Below are 18153 nucleotides of genomic sequence, written 5' to 3'. Positions count from 1 at the left end.
CCGAACCTGTCCGTGTCGTGTGCGCTACTGCGAGACGAACCCGTGGCAGGCGATGCTCGCGTACTGCTTCGGATCCTGGACGTGGAGGAACAGCACCGTCCAGTCCCCCGGATCGTTCTCGACCGGAATGGCATCGCTGTACTTCTTGCCACGCACGAACTGCTGGAAGTCGTCGGGGTACGTCAGGTCCACCCAATCGTTGCCCGGATCATCGCGGTAGTGCGCGTACAGGTCGATCGGCTTGCTGGTGTAACCGAGGCTCAGGTTCTGCTGCAGCCCGCCCTCGTACGGCCGCCCCATGTCCGGGTCGATCTCGTGCGGAGGCTTCACGGCGACCGACACGTAGTACGACTCTCCCGCCTTGGGCGCCGCGTACTTGAGCCGGAGTCCGATCCGGCCCTTGCCGGACGTGAACGGCTCGTCAGAACCCGCAGCGGACACGGAGAACTGGAACTGCTCGTTGCGCTCCTCGGCCGGCAGCGCGCAGGCGCCCTCCCCGTACGTCGAGGTCGTGTCCGAAACCCAGTAGTCCCGGGACGGATTCGTCTGCTCGACGAAAGCGGGCGGCTGGACCTGCGGCTCCTGCCGCGCGGGCGCAGTGGGTGCCGACGAGGTGGCGCCGGGCGAAGCAGTCGACGCGTTCCGCTCCTTCCCGCCGCCTTCGTCCTCAGGCAGCAGGACGAGCGTGGTCGCCGTCCCCACGCCCACCACCAGGCCCACCGCTGCCGCGATCAGCCAGGGCGCGGTGCGCCGCCGTGCGACCGGAGCGGGCCGCACGACCTGGGTGGGGGTGTAGCCGTGCACGGGCGCGGAGGACGCCGTCGGCAGCTCGTGCGGCGCCGCGGGCGGGCCGGACGGCAGCGGCGGCACGTTCCGCGAAGGGGACGCCGGTGTCTGGGGCACCGCCTCAACCAACGCGGCGAGCCCGGCGTAGAAAGGGTCCTCGACGAGAGCCGACCGCACGCCACACCGGGCGATCAACTCGGCCAGCCCCGGCCGCTCCGTCGGGTCCTTGGTCACAGCCGCCTCGACGAGCTGCGCCAACTCCGCCTCTACACCGTCCAGATCGACGGCCTCGTGCACAGCTCGATAACTCACCCCGGCGGGTGCCCCCGCCCCGAAGGGCGGCCGCCCGGTCGCGGCGTACGCGATCGTCGCACCGAGCGCGAACACGTCGGCGGCCGGACCGACCTGGTTGTGCAGCAGAACCTCCGGCGCGGTGAAGCCAGGGGTACCCGCCGAGAACCCCGCCTCCGTCAGCACCGCCTGGCCCGCGGCACGCGCGATACCGAAGTCGATCAGCTGCGGTCCTTGCGCCGCGAGGATGACGTTCTGCGGCTTGAGGTCCCGGTGCGTGACGCCGTGCGCGTGCACGGCCGCGAGCCCTTCCGCCAGCGCGGCGAACAGTGCCCGGCAGGTCTCGGCGGGCAGAGCACCACGCGCCGCCACGGCCTTGGCGAGTGTCGGCCCGGAGACGTACTCGGTCACCAGCCAGTACGGCGCGGCCTCCAACGAGGCGTCGATCAGATTCGCGGTGAACGCACTCCGCACCGCCCGCGCGGTCTCCACCTCCCGCCGGAACCGCGCGAGAGCCTCCGGATGATCGGTGATCTCATCCCGGATCACCTTGATCGCCACCAGCCGCCCACCAGGCGACCGCCCCAGATAGACCTGCCCCATCCCCCCGGCCCCCAGCCGGGCGAGCAGCGTGTAGGGGCCTATCTGCGCGGGATCCCGGTCTCTGAGTGCGTCCACGGGAAATGACCATGCCACACACGCCAGTTGCCACGAAGCGCACCCGGCACTGAGTTCCCGTCCACGGTGTCCGTCACGGCCGCGGGCTCCTCGCTCGGCTTCCGGCCGGACGGCGTGCCGGCGACTCGGCAACTCGGCAACTCGGCAACTCGGCAACTCGGCAACTCGGCAACTCGGCAACTCGGCGACAATCGTTTCGCGTCGGAGGGGAGTGACCTGAATGCGGCACGGTAGGTCCACGATCGAACGGCTGTGGCAGGAGTACGGGCTGCCTGCCGCGGATGGGCTCTACTTCCCCGACGGCAGGGCGTTCGAGGTACTGGTCACTCCGGAGGAACCCACAGGACTCCGCGTCGGAGGGGCCTTCGACGTCGACCAGCTGCTGTCCGGGGAACCCGACCTGATCTCACACGTCGACGGACTGACAGCGCATGAGCTGCCCACCGGTGACGTGCTGTGGGCGGGAGAGGGCTGCTACGGATCCGATGGTTTCTTCGGCCGCGTCACCCCTGGCCGAGCCATCGACATCGACGACCCGGTGCGCGGCGAAGGGCGGCCCTGAAGACCGACCAGGCCTGCAGAGCCGCCCGGCTCACCCCGCCTTCACCGCGAACGTCACCCCCGTCATCTCCTCCGACACATCCCACAGCCGCCGCGCCGCCACCGGATCACTCGCCGCCGCCGTCCGCCCCACCAGCGCCGGCGCGCCCCGCATCTCCGCGAGTCCGTCGGGGCCGACGTAGCTCGCGCCGGGGAGGTCCGCCACCGCCGCGTACAGCGTGGGCAGGGCGCCCGCTCGGTCGGTCTGGGCGACGAGGCGGTTGGCGACCTGCATGAGGGCCCTGGACAGTGGGTTCCCGGCGTGGCTCTGGAGGTTGGTGGCCGCGTACCCGGGGTGGGCGGCCAGCGCGCGGACGGTGGAGCCGGCCTCCGTGAGGCGGCGCTGGAGTTCCAGCGTGAAGAGCAGGTTGGCCAGCTTGGACTGGGCGTAGGCGCGCTGCGGGTTGTAGCCGGCCGTCAGGTTCAGGTCGTCGAAGTGGATCGCCGCGCCGGGCCAGCGGTGGGCGCCGGACGCGACCGTGACCACCCGGTCGGTGATGTACGGCAGCAGCAGGTTGGTCAGCGCGAAGTGCCCCAGGTGGTTCGTGCCGAACTGCATCTCGAAGCCGTCCCGCGTCTGCCGCTGCGGCAGCATCATCACGCCGGCGTTGTTGATCAGCAGGTCCAGCGGGCGCCCTTCCCACGCCTTCGCGAACTCCCGCACGGACGCCAGGTCCGCGAGGTCCAGCCGCCGCACCTCCGTACTGCCGCGCGCCTCCGCCGCGGCCGCGCGCCCGCGCTCCTCGTCGCGTACGGCGTAGACGACATGCGCCCCCGCCCGCGCCAGCTCCTGCGCCGCGATCCGCCCGATACCGCTGTTCGCGCCGGTGACGACCACCGTCCGCCCGGTGAGGTCGGGCAGTCGGCTCGCGTTCCACTTGGCCGGCCGGGCCGGCTTGCTCGTAGTAGCCATGACCCCAAAGTAGGCACCGACAACAATGCTGTCAATGACAACAATGGTGATGGCGACAACAAAGCTGTCAGCGACAACATCGAGATACGATGACCCTCATGTCCCACCCCGAGAGCAGCACCCGCCCCTACCACCACGGAGACCTCCGCTCCGCCCTGCTCTCCGCCGCCGAACGCACCCTCCGCCAGAAGGGCGCCGCCACCGTCTCCCTCCGCGAACTCGCCCGCGAACTCGGCGTCAGCCACGCCGCACCCGGCCGGCACTTCAAGGACAAGCAGGCCCTGCTCGACGCACTCGCCCTCAACGGCTTCCAGCGCATGACCCAGGCGATGGACGCCGCCGACGACCCGGACCTGCCGCTCGAACCCCGGCTCACCGCGCTCGCCCGCGCCTACCTCGGCTTCACCGTCGACAACCCGGCACTGCTGGAGCTGATGTACGCCCGCAAACACGATCCGGACATTCCCCAGGGGCTGGCCACCGCCATCGCCCGCACGAAGGAACCCTTCTTCCGGATCATCACGGACGCCCAGGAACGCGGCGAGATCGTCCCGGGCGACCCCGAGCACATCGTCCTCCTGGCCGGCGCCAGCCTGCACGGCGTCGCCAGCTTCACCGCCACCGGTCACCTCCCGCCCGAGGCCGCCCTGGCCGGCGTCGACGAGCTGGTCCACCACCTGCTGCACGGCCTGCGACCCCGATAGCCTCCCCCAGCCTCCACTAGCCTTCACTCGGACGACTCGAACGACTCGGAGAGGCGACCCGTCGGTCTGTCAGAAACCGGCGTGGACACCAAAAGTGACATAACGACGGAACCACACCCCAGGTTTCGCACCCGCTTCATTGCCCGGCGTTACCGCTCGTGATACACAGAGTGACCATACGAGGTATTCGTACGAAACCCGCCAAGCAATGACGCCAAGTCGACATACGAGCGCGGCATTGTCGGCGAGAATGAGGCCTGACCTCTGCGCACCGCAGGGGACTGCGGAACTACCCAACAGGGGCGGTGACTTAAATGCTCTTTGCGGCCGACGAGGGAGACATCAACACCATTATCGGCGGGATCGCTCCGGACTGGGGCCCCTTCGGCAGCCTGGGCAACGAGGCCAAGGTGATGATCGAGGTGGTGATGGCGGTCGCCATCCTCATCTGTCTCGGCATCGCCATCTGGGGCGCCGCCAAACAGCGCATCGGCGCGACCGCGCTCCGCGACACCTTCAGCGCGGAACAGGGCAAGGGCCTCATCATCGCCGGTCTCACGGGCGTCTTCATCATCGGATCCCTCGGCACGCTCTTCACCATCGTGTACGGCATGGCCGTGTAGCCCGGCCCGCCGCCGCCCGCCTCGGGCGTGCCCAGTCCGCTCCGGGCACGCCCGGTACCCCTACCCCCACCCGCCCGTCGTGCCCACCGGCTGAGGTTGCGTCTCCCTGATGTCGAGTCACCACACCGCGCCCGCGCGGGAACCAGCACGGCTACCGTCGTACATCTACGCGTTCAATCAGTACGAGGGTTTCCGCTACGACGTCGAGGGGGCGGACGCGGCATGAGTCTCGGAGACGAGCACGGGGCGCCGGACTCCGGCGGCTACGGCGGCACCGGCCACACCCGCACCCGCCTCCCCGAGGCGGACCCCTACGGCGGCGCCCGCCGCAGCGGCCGCTCGTCCTCCCGCAGCCTGGTCACCGTCGTCGGCGTCGTCGTCCTCCTCATCGCGGCGATCGCCTTCGCGAACAGAGGCGACGAGGAGTCCCCCGCCGGCGCGGAGGGCGCGGAAAAACCCCAGTCGGCGTCTACGGCCGCCAGCGGGGAGCGCCCTGTGACGACGAAGGCGGGCGGGATCCCGACGGGGTTCGCCCAGGACGAGCAGGGGGCACAGAGCGCTGCTGCGAACTATGCGGCCGCTCTTGGCTCCGACGGTATGTTCAGCACCGCCAGACGGCACGAGATCGTGCAGACCATCGCGGACCCCAGTGCGGTCGGCCGGCTCCAGTCGGGCTTCGACGCCGACTACTCGGCGGACTTCCTGAAGAAGATCGGTCTGACGCAGGACGGCAAGGCGCCGGAGGGCAACACCTTCGTCAACCGCACCTTGCCCGCGGGCACCAAGGTCACGTCCTTCGGCAACGACGCCGCGACAGTCGAAGTGTGGTGCAACAGCCTCTTCGGACTGGCCGGCGAGAGTTCCACCAGCCCCGTGACGAACAGCTGGTTCACCGTGACCATGAAGCTGCGCTGGAGCGGCGACTGGAAGGTGCTGGAGACCTCCCAGAAGACCGGACCGACCCCCGTGGCCGGTGACAACCCCGTTTCAGGTGCCGACGAGATCGGCAAGGCGGTCAACGAGTTCGGAGGGTTCACGTATGCCCGGTAGCCGGCACCGCCTCCTCAAGCTCACCGGCTTGGTAGCCACCGTTCAGGCAACCGCCGTGCTGCTGGCCACCCGTGCCCTCGCCGCGCCCACGCCTTCCCCCACAGCGACGCCGACGGCTTCCCCCTCACCTACTCCGTCCAACAGCGACGATCCCTGCTCACTGATCGCCGGGCCCGCCAAGGAATATTGCGAACGCGGCGACGGAGCCGGCTCCAGCCGCACCGGCAACTCCCCCACCCTCGACCCCACCTCCACCCTCGACCCCCTCTCCTCCCTCGCCCAAGGCTGTGCCGACGCCGCGTCCTGGACGATCGACAAGCTCAGCGAGGCCGTCAAGGAGACCGCGAACGTCGACTTCACGAACCCGAAGTTCCTCCAGCAGTACGCGGTGGTCTTCGCGGCGTCGACGATCCTCACCCTGCTCCTCTGGCTGCTGGCCGTGGCCAAGCGGGCGGTGCGCGGCGTCCCCCTCACCACCGCCATCTCCGAGGCCATCGGCTTCCTCTGGCTCACCGTCCTCGCCTCCGCATTCACCCCCCTGATCCTGTACACCGTCGTCTCGGCGACGGACGGCATCACGGAGGTCCTGGCGAAGACGACCGGCGATCAGACGGACACGTTCTTCGGCAACTTCTCGGGCGCCCTGGAGAAGGGCGACGACATCGGCGGCGGCCCGATCATGCTGATCGTGGTCTCCCTGGTCAGCATCCTCGCCGCGGGCGTGCTCTGGCTGGAGCTCGTGATCCGCGCAGCCCTGCTCTACGTCGGCGCCCTGCTCGGCACGGTCGTCTACGCCGGCCTGGTCGACAAGAACCTGTGGGGCCACGTCCGCCGCTGGGCGGGCATCATGATCGCGGTCATTCTCGTGAAGCCCGTCATCGTGATCGTCCTCGGCCTCGCCGGCGCGCTCTCCGCCGACGACGGCCCCGACGCCTTCTCCGCGGTCGTCTCCGGCCTCGCGATCATCCTGCTCGCCATCTTCGCCTCGGCGATGATCTACCGCTTCGTCCCGGGCTTCGGCGACGAGATCGCCGGCTCCCGCAACAACCGCATCATGCGCGGCGCCGAGGGCAAGGCTGCGGCCGTCATCAGCAGCCCGGCGACGCTCGTCGCCCAGGGCATCAAGACGCACAGCTCCCGCGCGGACAACAACGGCGGCCAGGGCGCGAGCAGCAGCTCCCCCCGCCCGGCCAACACCGCGTCCGGCGGCGTCGCCGCGCACAGCTCGCGCACCTCGACCGGTGGCGGATCTGTCCCCTCCGCCGCACCCCCGCCGCGCTCGTCGAGCCCGGTGAGCACGCCTCACGCCAGCAACACCCGCAACAGCAGTACCAACCGCACGGGAGGTGAAGGGCGTTGACGACCGAGTCCCATCTGTCCCATCCGGTCACGCCCCGCCGTACATATCTGATCGGCCGCGCCCGGCCGAACGCGATCGTCGGCCGCAACCGCGAGACCGGCGAGATCGCGCTGATCATCGCGGGCGCGTTCCTCGGCATGATGTGCGGGCTCCTCGTTCCGGTCCTGTCCCTCCGGATCGTGCTGCTCATGGGCTTCCCGCTGCTCGCGCTGGCGGCGGTCTACGTGCCGTACAAGCACCGCACGTTCTACAAGTGGTTCGAGATCAACCGCAGCTACAAGCGCACCCTCCGCTCCGGCGCCACCTACCGCTCCGGCGCCGTCGAGGCCGGCACCCGGCTCGACGGGCGGGAGGTCGAGGTCGGGCCGCCGCCCGGCATCGGCCGCATCACCTGGCTGTCCGCGCCCTTCGGGCCCGACGAGATCGCCGTACTGCTGCACGCGGACCGCAAGACGGTCACCGCCTGCATCGAGATCGAGGGCCCCGGCGTGGGCCTGCGCGACTCGGAGGACCAGGAGGCCCTGGTCGACCGGTTCGGCACCCTCCTCAAGCACGTCGCGAACGGCGACGGCTTCGTCACCCGCCTGCAGATGCTGGCCCGCACCCTCCCCGCCGACCCGGACGCCCACGCCAAGGACGTCGCCGTCCGCGGCGACGACAAGGCGCCGCCGTGGCTGCAGCAGTCGTACGAACAGCTCCAGTCGATGGTGTCGACCAGCAGCGAGCAGCACCGCGCGTATCTCGTCGCCTGCATGCACTACACCCGTGAACTGGCCGCCGAGGCCCACGCGATGGCCCGCGCGGCCCGCCCGCACGGCGGCAAGGTCGACCGGGACGCGGGGCTCGCCGTCGTCATGGCGCGTGAGCTGACGGACATCTGCTCCCGGCTCCAGGAGGCGGACATCCGCGTGCGGCAGCCGCTCGGGCAGGGCCGGCTCGCCTCCCTCATCCACTCCATGTACGACCCGGACCACCCGATCGACCACATCCAGGCGATGACGAAGCGCAACGCCTGGCCGGCCGAGCTGGACGCCATGGAGCCGACCTTCCTCCAGGCGAAGACCCGCGAGTCCTCCACCCGCGCCCCCTGGTGCCACGCCACGGCCTGGGTGAAGGAGTGGCCGATGACGCCCGTCGGCGTCAACTTCCTGGCCCCGCTCCTCGTCCACACCCCGGACGTCATCCGGACCGTGGCGGTGACGATGGACCTCGAACCCACCGAGGTCGCCATCGAACGCATGCTCACCGAGAAGACCAACGACGAGGCGGAGGCGTCCCGCGCCGCCAAGATGAACCGCACGGTCGACCCGCGCGACATCGCCGCCCACAACCGCCTGGACCAGCGCGGCGAGGACCTCGCCAGCGGCGCCGCCGGAGTGAATCTCGTCGGCTACATCACCGTCTCCTCACGCAATCCGGAGTCCCTGGCCCGCGACAAGCGGACGATAAGGGCATCGGCCGGAAAGTCGTATCTGAAACTGGAATGGTGCGACCGCGAGCATCACCGCGCCTTTGTGAACACTCTGCCCTTCGCCACCGGCATCCGGAGGTAGGACCTGATGCGGGACCCGCTGTCCGTCCTCACCGACGCCTTCACGTCCTTCCTCTTCGGGAAGGTCGAGACGACCCGCCTGCCGGTCCGCACCTCCACGGGCCAGGCCCAGGCCGTCTACCTGCCGACCGCCGCGCCCGGCCTCGGCGACTCGGGCGTCATCATCGGCCGCGAGGTCTACTCCGGGAAGGGGTACATCTACGACCCCTTCCAGCTGTACGGCCAGCAGCTCCCCGCCCCGCACTGGCTCGTCCTCGGCGAGTCCGGCAACGGCAAGTCGGCGCTGGAGAAGACGTACGTCCTGCGCCAGCTGCGCTTCCGTGACCGCCAGGTCGTCGTCCTCGACGCCCAGGGCGAGGACGGCGTCGGCGAATGGAACCTCATCGCGCAGGAGCTGGGGATAACCCCCATCCGGCTGGACCCGATGGCCGCCCTCGACCACGGCATCCGGCTCAACCCCCTCGACCCGGCGATCACCACGACCGGTCAGCTCGCGCTGCTGCGGACCATCATCGAGGTCGCCATGGGCCACGGCCTCGACGAGCGCTCCGGCTTCGCCCTGAAGGTCGCGCACGCCTACGTCAACGAGACCATCGTCGAACGCCAGCCCGTCCTGTCCGACATCGTCGAGCAGCTGCGGCACCCCGAGCCGGAGTCGGCGGAGGCGATGAACGTCGACATAGACGACGTGCGGGCGTGGGGCCTGGACGTGGCGCTGGTGCTGGACCGGCTCGTCGACGGTGACCTGCGCGGCATGTTCGACGGCCCGACGACGGTCGGAATCGACCTGGACGCCCCGCTGATCGTCTTCGACCTGTCCCACATCGACCGCAACTCCATCGCCATGCCCATCCTCATGGCGATCGTCGGCGTCTGGCTGGAGCACACCTGGATCCGCCCCGACCGGAAGAAACGCATCTTCCTGGTCGAGGAGGCCTGGCACATCATCAACAGCCCGTTCGTCGCCCAGCTGTTCCAACGGCTGCTGAAGTTCGGCCGCCGACTGGGTCTGTCGTTCGTGGCCGTCGTCCACCACCTGTCCGACGTCGTCGACGGGGCGGCCGCGAAGGAGGCCGCGGCGATCCTGAAGATGGCGTCGACCAGGACGATCTACGCCCAGAAAGCCGACGAGGCGCGGGCGACCGGCCGCGTCCTCGGCCTGCCCCGCTGGGCCGTCGAGATCATCCCGACCCTCACCCCCGGCATCGCCGTCTGGGACGTCAACGGCAACGTCCAGGTCGTCAAACACCTGGTCACCGAGACCGAACGCCCCCTGGTCTTCACCGACCGCGCGATGACCGAGTCCTCCGCCGACTTCCTCGACGACGACGCCCTGCGCGCCGCCGAGATGGAAGCCGAGGAACGGGCCGCGGCCTTCGTGGAACACCACCTCGGCGACTCCGAGTCCACGGTGGCCTGACATGGCACGGAACGACCACCACCGCCGTCAGAACGCCCAGGGCGGCATCCCCGACGGCCTGCTGATCGGCATACTCGCGTTCCTGCTCGGCATGACCCTGCTGGTCTGGACGGCCACCGGGCTCGCCGCGCTGTTCGCCCACGGCGCCTGGCCGCAGGGCGTCACCTTCGCCCGTACGCCCCTGGCCATGCGCAGCCTCATCGCCCAGCCGCACGACATCCCGGGCGCCTGGCCGGACACCCCGGCCGGGCAGCTCTCCGGGTACGGGCTGTTCTGGGGGCTGTTCATCGGGCAGCTGATGGTGCTGCTCGTGCTGACCGTGTTCGTCATGAGCACGATCGCCCGCTGGCGCGCGGGCCGCGCGAGACGCCGGGCCAAGCCGACGCCCGCGCCCCTGGAGGACAGCCGCTACGAGGTCCCCACACCCCGCAGGGAGCCGGAGCCCACCGCCGTCCCGGCACCGGCACCCACGTCCGCTCCCACCCCGGCGCCGGCCCCGGCCCCTGCACCGGCCTCCACGCCATTGGATCAGGCGTCGCTGGAACAGGCGTCTATGAACCAGGCGTCTATGAATCAGACGCCGTTGAATCAGACGCCTTTGAATCAGGCTCCGCCGACTCAGCCGGCCGGGTTCGACGCATCGACCATGCCGGCCCCGCACGGGTACGGGAACGGCCACGGCCACGGCCAGCCGACCGAACCGCCCGGCCCCGCCTGGGACCGCCTCCTCCTCGCCACCCGCGAGGTCCGCCACGCCACCGCCGCCCAAGCGGTACGCGACGCCGAGGGCCCCGCCCTGGTCGTCACCTCCAACCCGGCCGTCTGGTCCGACACCAAGGACGCCCGCGCCAAACTCGGCCCGGCCCTCCTCTACGACCCCCATCACCTCTGCGACACCCCGTCCCGCCTCCACTGGTCCCCGACGGCGGGCTGCGAGACCAAGCAGACGGCGGTCCATCGGGCGGCGGCCCTGCTCGCCCCCGTCCGCCCCACCGCGAGGATCGACCAGGCGGTCGCCGACACGGCCGAGACACTCCTGCGCAGTTATCTGCACGCCGCCGCGGTGGACGGCCGCACCATCCGGCACGTCCACCGCTGGGCCCAGGGCAGCCAGCTCCAGGACGCGGTCCGCACCCTCCGCACCCACCCCAAGGCCGCGCCCGGCGCCGCCGGCGAGCTGGAGTCCGCGCTCACCGCGCACCCCGAGCGACGGGACATGGCCCAGGAGCTGATCGGCCGGGCACTGTCCGTGCTGTCCACGGTCAACGTGCGCGAGGCATGCACTCCAAACCGAACAGACGCGCTTGCCTTGGATTCCTTCATCGCGGAAGGGGGAACGCTTTATGTGGTGGGTGAATCCATCGAGGACCCCAGGACGGACCCCGGCGCGATGCCCCTCCTGACGGCCCTCGTCTCAAGCGTGGTCGAGCACGGCCGGCGCATGGCCGAACGGTCATCCCCCGGTCGGCTCGACCCACCACTGACCCTCGTCCTGGACGACATCGCGGCAGTGGCCCCGCTCCCCCAGCTTCCGGAGCTCCTGGCCACCGGCCCGGACCGCGGCCTGCCGACGCTCGCCCTGCTCCGCTCCCGCGAACAGGCCCGCGCCCGCTGGCCACAGGACGAGCTGCCCGTCTGAAGCGTCAGTCAGGCGGCGCCCCTCTCGACGACGAACTCCAGCTCCCGCTCGTCCTCCCGCCCCTCCAGCGGCACGACCACCCCGCTCGGCGCGAACCCCACCTTGCGGTAGAGGCCCTGCGCCCGCTCGTTGTCCTCGTGCACGATGAGCCGCACCCGCTCCAGACCGGTCTCCCACGACCAGGCCAGCGCCGCGTCGAAGATCCGCTCGGTCAGCCCGCGCCCGCGGTACTCGGGCCGTACGAACACCCCGACGACATGCCCCTGCCGGTGTTCGACCGGGAACCCCGCCCAGTCGGTCGTCCCGGCCTCCTCGACCAGCACGGTCAGCGTCCCGGCCCACTCCCCGTCCGGCGCCTCGGCGATGATCTGCCGCGCCCGGTCCGACCCCTCGGCCGCCCCCGCCGTGCGCTCCTGCCAAAAGGCGTCGGGGCGCTCCGCGGCGACCTCGTACGTCTCCAGGAAGGCCAGGTGAGCGACCGGATCACGCAGCGCGGCCAGCCGCAGCTCCTTCGCCGCCGCCCACTCCTCGGCACGCACCACGCGCACCACGAACGTCTCGCCGACGTCGCCGGTGCCGGTCTCACTGTCGATGGCAGAACCCATGCGGGCCACGGTAGTACCCGGGTACTACACCCCTCACCCGTAATACCGCCCGCGGTCCGACGCCCGCCGCCCCCGCGCGGACCAGCATCGAAGCATGATTACCGCCCACGAACTCACCAAGCGCTACGGCGACAGGACCGTCGTCTCCGACCTCACCTTCACCGTCCGGCCGGGCACCGTCACCGGCTTCCTCGGCCCCAACGGCGCCGGCAAGTCCACCACCATGCGCATGCTCCTCGGCCTGGACGCCCCCACCCGCGGCCACGCCACCATCGACGGCCGCCCGTACGCCGCCCACCGCGCGCCCCTCACCCAGGTCGGCGCCCTCCTGGAGGCCCGCTCGGTGCACCCCGGCCGCACCGCCCACCACCACCTCATGGCACTGGCCCACACCCACGGCATCCCCCGCAGCCGCGTCACCCAGGTCCTGGAGCTCACCGGCCTCACCGACGTCGCCCACCGCCGCGTCAAGGGCTTCTCCCTCGGCATGGGCCAACGCCTCGGCATCGCCGCCGCCCTGCTCGGCGACCCGGCCGTGCTCATCCTGGACGAACCCGTGAACGGCCTTGACCCCGAAGGCGTTCTCTGGGTCCGCAACCTCCTCAAGTCCCTGGCCGCCGAAGGCCGTACGGTCCTCGTCTCCTCCCACCTGATGAGCGAGATGGCCCTGACCGCGGAGCACCTGGTCATCATCGGCCGCGGCCGCCTCCTCGCCGACACCACCGTCACGGAGTTCGTACGGCAGTCCGGAGCCGGCACGGTCAAGGTCGTCACCCCCGACGCCCCCGCCCTGACACGCCTGCTCTCCGCACCCGGCGTCGACATCACCGGCGACACCCCCGGCACCCTCCACGTCCGCGGCACCGACGCCGAACACATCGGCCGCACCGCCGCCGCCCACGGCATCCCCCTGTTCGAACTCACCCCGCGCGCCGCCTCCCTGGAGGAGGCTTTCATGGACCTCACCCGCGACGCGGTGGAGTACGCCGCGACCCTCGAAGGAGCCACGGCATGACCACCCTGGCAGTCACCCCGGTCCGCGTCCTGCACGCCGAATGGCACAAGCTGTGGACGCTCCGCTCCACCTGGTTCAACCTCGCCCTGATCCCCGTACTGACCCTCGGCACGGGCATCGCCATCGGCAGCGCCTACGAGTCCGGCGACGCCACGGAGCTGGACACCGTCCTCCTGGTCCTCCTCGGTATGCAGTTCAGCCAGATCATCGTCGGCGTCCTCGGCATCCTCAGCACCGCCGAGGAACACTCCACCGGCCTGATCCGCTCCACGATGGCCGCCGTCCCGGCCCGCCTGCCCGTCCTGTGGTCCAAGGCGGCCATCCTCGGCACGGTCGGCTTCCTCACCGCGCTCGCCACCAACCTCGTCACCTTCCCCCTCGTCCAGACCTTCCTCACCGGCACCGACAAGGAGGCCTCCCTCGGCGACCCGGGCGTCCTGCGCGCCCTCGTCGGCAACGCCGCCGGCCTCGCCCTCATCGCCGTCCTCGCCGTCGGCATCGGCGCCCTGATCCGCTCCGTACCGACCAGCGTCGGCGTCCTGATCGGCGTCGTCATGATCCTCCCGGAGGTCCTGAGGATGCTCCCGTACGACATCGTCGACGACGCGGTCCGCTACTTCCCCGGCAAGGCCCTCGAAACCCTCACGCACGCCGACCCGGCCCCCGGCATGACAAGCCCGGGCTCCGCCCTCCTGGCCCTGTTCCTCTGGACGGCCGCCGTCCTCACCGCCGCGGCTTTCTTCCTCAAGCGACGGGACGTATGAGCCCCACACCGAGCACCATGGACGTCATGCCGCAGCAGGCCGCCACTCCGGAGCCCCTGACCCAGCACGTCCAACGCCTGATCGCCCGGGTGCGCGCCTTCGACCGGCGCCACCCGTCGGCGTGGGACCTCCACCTGACCGGCTTCTGCGTCACCGCGGCCCTCATGGACTACGCGGCCGGCGGCTGGCGCGACATCGCCCGCGGCACCGCGTCCCCCGACTGGCTGATCGTCACCCTGAACCTGGGCTTCTCGCTCCCCCTCCTCTGGCGCCGCACCCACCCCGTCGCGGTCCTGCTGGCGATGGTCCCGTTCGCCCTCGTCAACGCCTGGACCGGCGCCGCCCTCCAGGCCGCCATGCTCCAACTGGTCGTCGTCTACAACATCGCCCTGCGGCTGCCCCTGCGCACCTTGTGGTGGACGACCCTGCTCAACATCGCCCCCGTCCTCCTCATCGCCGTCCGGCACCGACAGAACGGCTGGGACCAGGAGATCGTTCCCCCGCTGATGTCGATCGCCGTGGCCGTCCTGGCGGGCGTCGCGGTCCGCACCCGCCGCGACTACACCGAGGCCCTGGAGGACCGCGCCCGCCGCCTGGAGATCGAACGCGACCAGCAGGCCCGCCTCGCCACCGCCGCCGAACGGGCCCGCATCGCACGCGAGATGCACGACATCATCGGCCACAACCTGTCCGTCATCACGGGCCTCGCCGACGGCGGCCGCTACGCGGCGGCGAAGTCCCCGGAACGCGCCGCCCAGGCCCTGGACGCCATCGCCGGCACCAGTCGCCAGGCCCTCACCGATCTCCGAAGCCTCCTCGACGTCCTCCGCGACGACCACCAGCACCCCGAAGCCGATCTGACCCCCCAGCCGGCCCTCACGGACCTCGCCCCCCTGATAGACGGCGTCCGAGCCGCGGGCCTCCCCGTGCACACCACCGTCAACGGCACCGCGAACCTCCCCCCGGGCCGGCAGCTCACCGTCTACCGCGTCATCCAGGAAGCCCTCACCAACACCCTCAAACACGCGGGCCCCAACACCACAGCCGAGATCGTGATGTCGTACGACGGCCAGGGCGCCGCCACCGTCACCATCACCGACACCGGCCACGGCACCGGCGGCCTCCACAGCAGCGGGGGCGGCCGCGGACTTCCCGGCATGCGCGAACGAACCGCCCTGTACGGCGGCACACTTGAGGCCGGCCCACGCCGGCCACCCGAACACGGCTGGCGCGTCCACCTGCACCTGCCCTCGGAGGAACCCGCGCAGTGACCACCGTCCTCATCGCCGACGACCAGCCCCTCCAGCGCCTCGGCTTCCGCATGCTCCTGGAGAGCCAGGACGACATGACGGTCCTCGGCGAGGCCGCCAACGGCACGGAGGCGGTCCGGATGACCGCCGAGCTGCACCCCGACGTCATCCTCATGGACGTCCGCATGCCCGGCCTGGACGGCATCGAGGCCACCCGCCGCATCATCGCCACCGGCGGCCGCACCAGCGTCCTGATCCTCACCACGTTCGACCTCGACGAATACGCCTACGCCGGCCTCCGCGCCGGAGCCTCCGGTTTCCTCGTCAAGGACGCCCAGCCGGAAGACCTGCTCTCCGGAATCCGCGCGGTCGCGACGGGAGACGCCGTGGTGGCCCCCAGCCTGACCCGCCGCCTCCTGGACGCCTACGTCCACCACTTGCCGGCGGGCAGCCCTTCCTCTTCGGAGAGAGAACCGGAAGACCCGCGTTTGGCCCCCCTCACCGACCGCGAACGTGAAATCCTCACGGTCATCGGCAAGGGCTGGACGAACACGGAGATAGCCACCCGCCTCCACCTCGCCGAATCGACAGTGAAGACCCATGTGGGCCGCATCCTCGCCAAGACGGGCTCCAGGGACCGAATCCAGGCGGTGATCCTGGCGTACGACACCGGACTGGTAAATCCGTCCTGAAACGCAGAAAACCCCCGTGCCGGATGGCACGGGGGTTTTCCCAAAAATTGTTCGGCGGCGTCCTACTCTCCCACAGGGTCCCCCCTGCAGTACCATCGGCGCTGTGAGGCTTAGCTTCCGGGTTCGGAATGTAACCGGGCGTTTCCCTCACGCTATGACCACCGAAACACTATGAAACTGACAACCGGAGCCGCAACACATCGGCTACGACGGCTGTTCGTGGTTTCAGAACCAACACAGTGGACGCGAGCAACTGAGGACAAGCCCTCGGCCTATTAGTACCGGTCAACTCCACCAGTTACCTGGCTTCCATATCCGGCCTATCAACCCAGTCGTCTACTGGGAGCCTTACCCCATCAAGTGGGTGGGAGTCCTCATCTCGAAGCAGGCTTCCCGCTTAGATGCTTTCAGCGGTTATCCCTCCCGAACGTAGCCAACCAGCCATGCCCTTGGCAGAACAACTGGCACACCAGAGGTTCGTCCGTCCCGGTCCTCTCGTACTAGGGACAGCCCTTCTCAAGACTCCTACGCGCACAGCGGATAGGGACCGAACTGTCTCACGACGTTCTAAACCCAGCTCGCGTACCGCTTTAATGGGCGAACAGCCCAACCCTTGGGACCGACTCCAGCCCCAGGATGCGACGAGCCGACATCGAGGTGCCAAACCATCCCGTCGATATGGACTCTTGGGGAAGATCAGCCTGTTATCCCCGGGGTACCTTTTATCCGTTGAGCGACGGCGCTTCCACAAGCCACCGCCGGATCACTAGTCCCGACTTTCGTCCCTGCTCGACCCGTCGGTCTCACAGTCAAGCTCCCTTGTGCACTTACACTCAACACCTGATTGCCAACCAGGCTGAGGGAACCTTTGGGCGCCTCCGTTACCCTTTAGGAGGCAACCGCCCCAGTTAAACTACCCATCAGACACTGTCCCTGATCCGGATCACGGACCCAGGTTAGACATCCAGCACGACCAGAGTGGTATTTCAACGACGACTCCACGAACACTGGCGTGCCCGCTTCAAAGTCTCCCACCTATCCTACACAAGCCGAACCGAACACCAATATCAAACTGTAGTAAAGGTCCCGGGGTCTTTCCGTCCTGCTGCGCGAAACGAGCATCTTTACTCGTAGTGCAATTTCACCGGGCCTATGGTTGAGACAGTCGAGAAGTCGTTACGCCATTCGTGCAGGTCGGAACTTACCCGACAAGGAATTTCGCTACCTTAGGATGGTTATAGTTACCACCGCCGTTTACTGGCGCTTAAGTTCTCAGCTTCGCCAGGACGAATCCTAGCTAACCGGTCCCCTTAACGTTCCAGCACCGGGCAGGCGTCAGTCCGTATACATCGCCTTACGGCTTCGCACGGACCTGTGTTTTTAGTAAACAGTCGCTTCTCGCTGGTCTCTGCGGCCACCCCCAGCTCACCGAGTAAATCGGATCACCGGGTGTGGCCCCCCTTCTCCCGAAGTTACGGGGGCATTTTGCCGAGTTCCTTAACCATAGTTCACCCGAACGCCTCGGTATTCTCTACCTGACCACCTGAGTCGGTTTAGGGTACGGGCCGCCATGAAACTCGCTAGAGGCTTTTCTCGACAGCATAGGATCATCCACTTCACCACAATCGGCTCGGCATCAGGTCTCACCCTGCATGAGTGGCGGATTTGCCTACCACTCGGGCTACACCCTTACCCCGGGACAACCACCGCCCGGGATGGACTACCTTCCTGCGTCACCCCATCACTCACCTACTACCAACTTGGGTCAGCGGCTCCACCACTCCCCCTCACTCCGAAGAGATCAGGGGCGGCTTCACGGCCTTAGCATCACTGGATTCGATGTTTGACGCTTCACAGCGGGTACCGGAATATCAACCGGTTATCCATCGACTACGCCTGTCGGCCTCGCCTTAGGTCCCGACTTACCCTGGGCAGATCAGCTTGACCCAGGAACCCTTAGTCAATCGGCGCAAACGTTTCTCACGTTTGTATCGCTACTCATGCCTGCATTCTCACTCGTCAACCGTCCACGACTACCTTCCAGTGCCGCTTCACCCGGCAGACGACGCTCCCCTACCCATCACAGCACCCGTTGGGGCTATACGCTGCAATGACACGACTTCGGCGGTACGCTTGAGCCCCGCTACATTGTCGGCGCGGAATCACTAGACCAGTGAGCTATTACGCACTCTTTCAAGGGTGGCTGCTTCT

15 protein-coding genes and 2 rRNA genes (1 of these 17 only partly in view) are annotated in these 18153 nt (G+C 69.0%); 12 read left to right on the top strand and 5 right to left on the bottom strand.

The genetic code is table 11. The annotated features are described in order from the left end of the window. Positions 1 to 24: 24 nt before the first annotated feature. Complete coding sequence (locus ACSU6L_RS19800; RefSeq protein WP_437058569.1) at positions 25 to 1755, bottom strand: protein kinase domain-containing protein; 1731 nt, start codon at positions 1753 to 1755, stop codon at positions 25 to 27. Between the two features lie 220 nt (positions 1756 to 1975). On the opposite strand from ACSU6L_RS19800, the gene ACSU6L_RS19795 reads away from it, so the two are divergent. After that, positions 1976 to 2317, top strand: a complete 342-nt coding sequence (locus tag ACSU6L_RS19795; RefSeq protein ID WP_437058567.1) for a hypothetical protein — start codon at positions 1976 to 1978, stop codon at positions 2315 to 2317. Positions 2318 to 2347: 30 nt separating this feature from the next. Here the strand turns inward: ACSU6L_RS19795 and ACSU6L_RS19790 are convergent, their stop codons facing one another. Beyond that, positions 2348 to 3268, bottom strand: coding sequence for an oxidoreductase (locus tag ACSU6L_RS19790; protein WP_437058565.1), 921 nt, complete (start codon positions 3266 to 3268; stop codon positions 2348 to 2350). A gap of 89 nt (positions 3269 to 3357) precedes the next feature. On the opposite strand from ACSU6L_RS19790, the gene ACSU6L_RS19785 reads away from it, so the two are divergent. The 7 genes from ACSU6L_RS19785 to ACSU6L_RS19755 all read left to right on the top strand — a co-directional run bounded on the left by ACSU6L_RS19785 (position 3358) and on the right by ACSU6L_RS19755 (position 11616). Then, positions 3358 to 3972, top strand: coding sequence for a TetR/AcrR family transcriptional regulator (locus ACSU6L_RS19785; protein ID WP_437058563.1), 615 nt, complete (start codon positions 3358 to 3360; stop codon positions 3970 to 3972). Between the two features lie 314 nt (positions 3973 to 4286). After that, the gene (locus ACSU6L_RS19780; protein ID WP_006136301.1) at positions 4287 to 4595 is read left to right on the top strand and encodes a hypothetical protein; all 309 of its coding nucleotides are present in this window, start codon (positions 4287 to 4289) and stop codon (positions 4593 to 4595) included. 222 nt (positions 4596 to 4817) lie between these two features. Further along, on the top strand, positions 4818 to 5645 hold the full coding sequence (locus ACSU6L_RS19775) for a hypothetical protein (protein WP_437058561.1): 828 nt from the start codon (positions 4818 to 4820) through the stop codon (positions 5643 to 5645). After that, positions 5635 to 7005 carry a hypothetical protein gene (locus ACSU6L_RS19770; RefSeq protein ID WP_437058559.1) on the top strand — a complete coding sequence of 457 codons (1371 nt, stop codon included), beginning with the start codon at positions 5635 to 5637 and terminating at the stop codon, positions 7003 to 7005. Before ACSU6L_RS19775 ends, ACSU6L_RS19770 begins: the two co-directional genes overlap by 11 nt. Continuing rightward, a complete protein-coding gene (locus ACSU6L_RS19765; protein ID WP_437058557.1) occupies positions 7002 to 8558 on the top strand; it encodes an SCO6880 family protein in 1557 nt (518 codons plus the stop codon). The genes ACSU6L_RS19770 and ACSU6L_RS19765 overlap by 4 nt, the downstream gene beginning before the upstream one ends. Before the next feature lie 6 nt (positions 8559 to 8564). After that, positions 8565 to 9977 carry an ATP-binding protein gene (locus tag ACSU6L_RS19760; RefSeq protein WP_365513491.1) on the top strand — a complete coding sequence of 471 codons (1413 nt, stop codon included), beginning with the start codon at positions 8565 to 8567 and terminating at the stop codon, positions 9975 to 9977. Position 9978: 1 nt separating this feature from the next. Next, positions 9979 to 11616: a type VI secretion protein gene (locus tag ACSU6L_RS19755; protein ID WP_437058554.1), complete on the top strand. Its 1638-nt coding sequence runs from the start codon at positions 9979 to 9981 to the stop codon at positions 11614 to 11616. 8 nt (positions 11617 to 11624) lie between these two features. Here ACSU6L_RS19755 and ACSU6L_RS19750 read toward each other — a convergent pair whose 3' ends face one another. Further along, a complete protein-coding gene (locus ACSU6L_RS19750) occupies positions 11625 to 12221 on the bottom strand; it encodes a GNAT family N-acetyltransferase (protein WP_437058552.1) in 597 nt (198 codons plus the stop codon). Between the two features lie 94 nt (positions 12222 to 12315). Between ACSU6L_RS19750 and ACSU6L_RS19745 the strand changes: the two genes are divergently transcribed. The 4 genes from ACSU6L_RS19745 to ACSU6L_RS19730 are packed head-to-tail and all read left to right on the top strand — an operon-like array spanning position 12316 to position 15942. After that, entirely contained in the window at positions 12316 to 13236 is a 921-nt protein-coding gene (locus tag ACSU6L_RS19745; RefSeq protein ID WP_365513500.1) for an ABC transporter ATP-binding protein, read from the top strand. Continuing rightward, the gene (locus ACSU6L_RS19740; protein ID WP_437058550.1) at positions 13233 to 14000 is read left to right on the top strand and encodes an ABC transporter permease; all 768 of its coding nucleotides are present in this window, start codon (positions 13233 to 13235) and stop codon (positions 13998 to 14000) included. The genes ACSU6L_RS19745 and ACSU6L_RS19740 overlap by 4 nt, the downstream gene beginning before the upstream one ends. Then, positions 13997 to 15271, top strand: coding sequence for a sensor histidine kinase (locus tag ACSU6L_RS19735; RefSeq protein WP_437058548.1), 1275 nt, complete (start codon positions 13997 to 13999; stop codon positions 15269 to 15271). Before ACSU6L_RS19740 ends, ACSU6L_RS19735 begins: the two co-directional genes overlap by 4 nt. Continuing rightward, a complete protein-coding gene (locus ACSU6L_RS19730; protein ID WP_437058546.1) occupies positions 15268 to 15942 on the top strand; it encodes a response regulator in 675 nt (224 codons plus the stop codon). The genes ACSU6L_RS19735 and ACSU6L_RS19730 overlap by 4 nt, the downstream gene beginning before the upstream one ends. Positions 15943 to 15991: 49 nt before the next feature. On the opposite strand, the gene rrf is transcribed toward ACSU6L_RS19730, so the two are convergent. Both rrf and ACSU6L_RS19720 read right to left on the bottom strand, forming a co-directional pair. Continuing rightward, positions 15992 to 16108 (bottom strand): 5S ribosomal RNA (rrf, locus tag ACSU6L_RS19725). 89 nt (positions 16109 to 16197) lie between these two features. Continuing rightward, a 23S ribosomal RNA gene (locus ACSU6L_RS19720) occupies positions 16198 to 18153 on the bottom strand; it runs 1166 nt beyond the window's last position.

This window comes from Streptomyces sp. enrichment culture, from assembly GCF_964272855.1.
In the GTDB taxonomy this organism is placed as follows: Bacteria; Actinomycetota; Actinomycetes; order Streptomycetales; family Streptomycetaceae; genus Streptomyces.
The sequence above is the reverse complement of the archived record's forward strand: the minus strand, read 5'-3'. Positions and strand labels throughout refer to the sequence as shown.

Bases quoted from the DNA above. Each gene is read 5' to 3' on its own strand.
- ACSU6L_RS19755 (WP_437058554.1), top strand. From the start codon at position 9,979: ATGGCACGGAACGACCACCACCGCCGTCAGAACGCCCAGGGCGGCATC.
- ACSU6L_RS19775 (WP_437058561.1), top strand. From the start codon at position 4,818: ATGAGTCTCGGAGACGAGCACGGGGCGCCGGACTCCGGCGGCTACGGC.
- ACSU6L_RS19770 (WP_437058559.1), top strand. From the start codon at position 5,635: ATGCCCGGTAGCCGGCACCGCCTCCTCAAGCTCACCGGCTTGGTAGCC.
- ACSU6L_RS19750 (WP_437058552.1), bottom strand. From the start codon at position 12,221: ATGGGTTCTGCCATCGACAGTGAGACCGGCACCGGCGACGTCGGCGAG.
- ACSU6L_RS19745 (WP_365513500.1), top strand. From the start codon at position 12,316: ATGATTACCGCCCACGAACTCACCAAGCGCTACGGCGACAGGACCGTC.
- ACSU6L_RS19790 (WP_437058565.1), bottom strand. From the start codon at position 3,268: ATGGCTACTACGAGCAAGCCGGCCCGGCCGGCCAAGTGGAACGCGAGC.
- ACSU6L_RS19795 (WP_437058567.1), top strand. From the start codon at position 1,976: ATGCGGCACGGTAGGTCCACGATCGAACGGCTGTGGCAGGAGTACGGG.
- ACSU6L_RS19760 (WP_365513491.1), top strand. From the start codon at position 8,565: ATGCGGGACCCGCTGTCCGTCCTCACCGACGCCTTCACGTCCTTCCTC.
- ACSU6L_RS19740 (WP_437058550.1), top strand. From the start codon at position 13,233: ATGACCACCCTGGCAGTCACCCCGGTCCGCGTCCTGCACGCCGAATGG.
- ACSU6L_RS19785 (WP_437058563.1), top strand. From the start codon at position 3,358: ATGACCCTCATGTCCCACCCCGAGAGCAGCACCCGCCCCTACCACCAC.
- ACSU6L_RS19735 (WP_437058548.1), top strand. From the start codon at position 13,997: ATGAGCCCCACACCGAGCACCATGGACGTCATGCCGCAGCAGGCCGCC.
- ACSU6L_RS19780 (WP_006136301.1), top strand. From the start codon at position 4,287: ATGCTCTTTGCGGCCGACGAGGGAGACATCAACACCATTATCGGCGGG.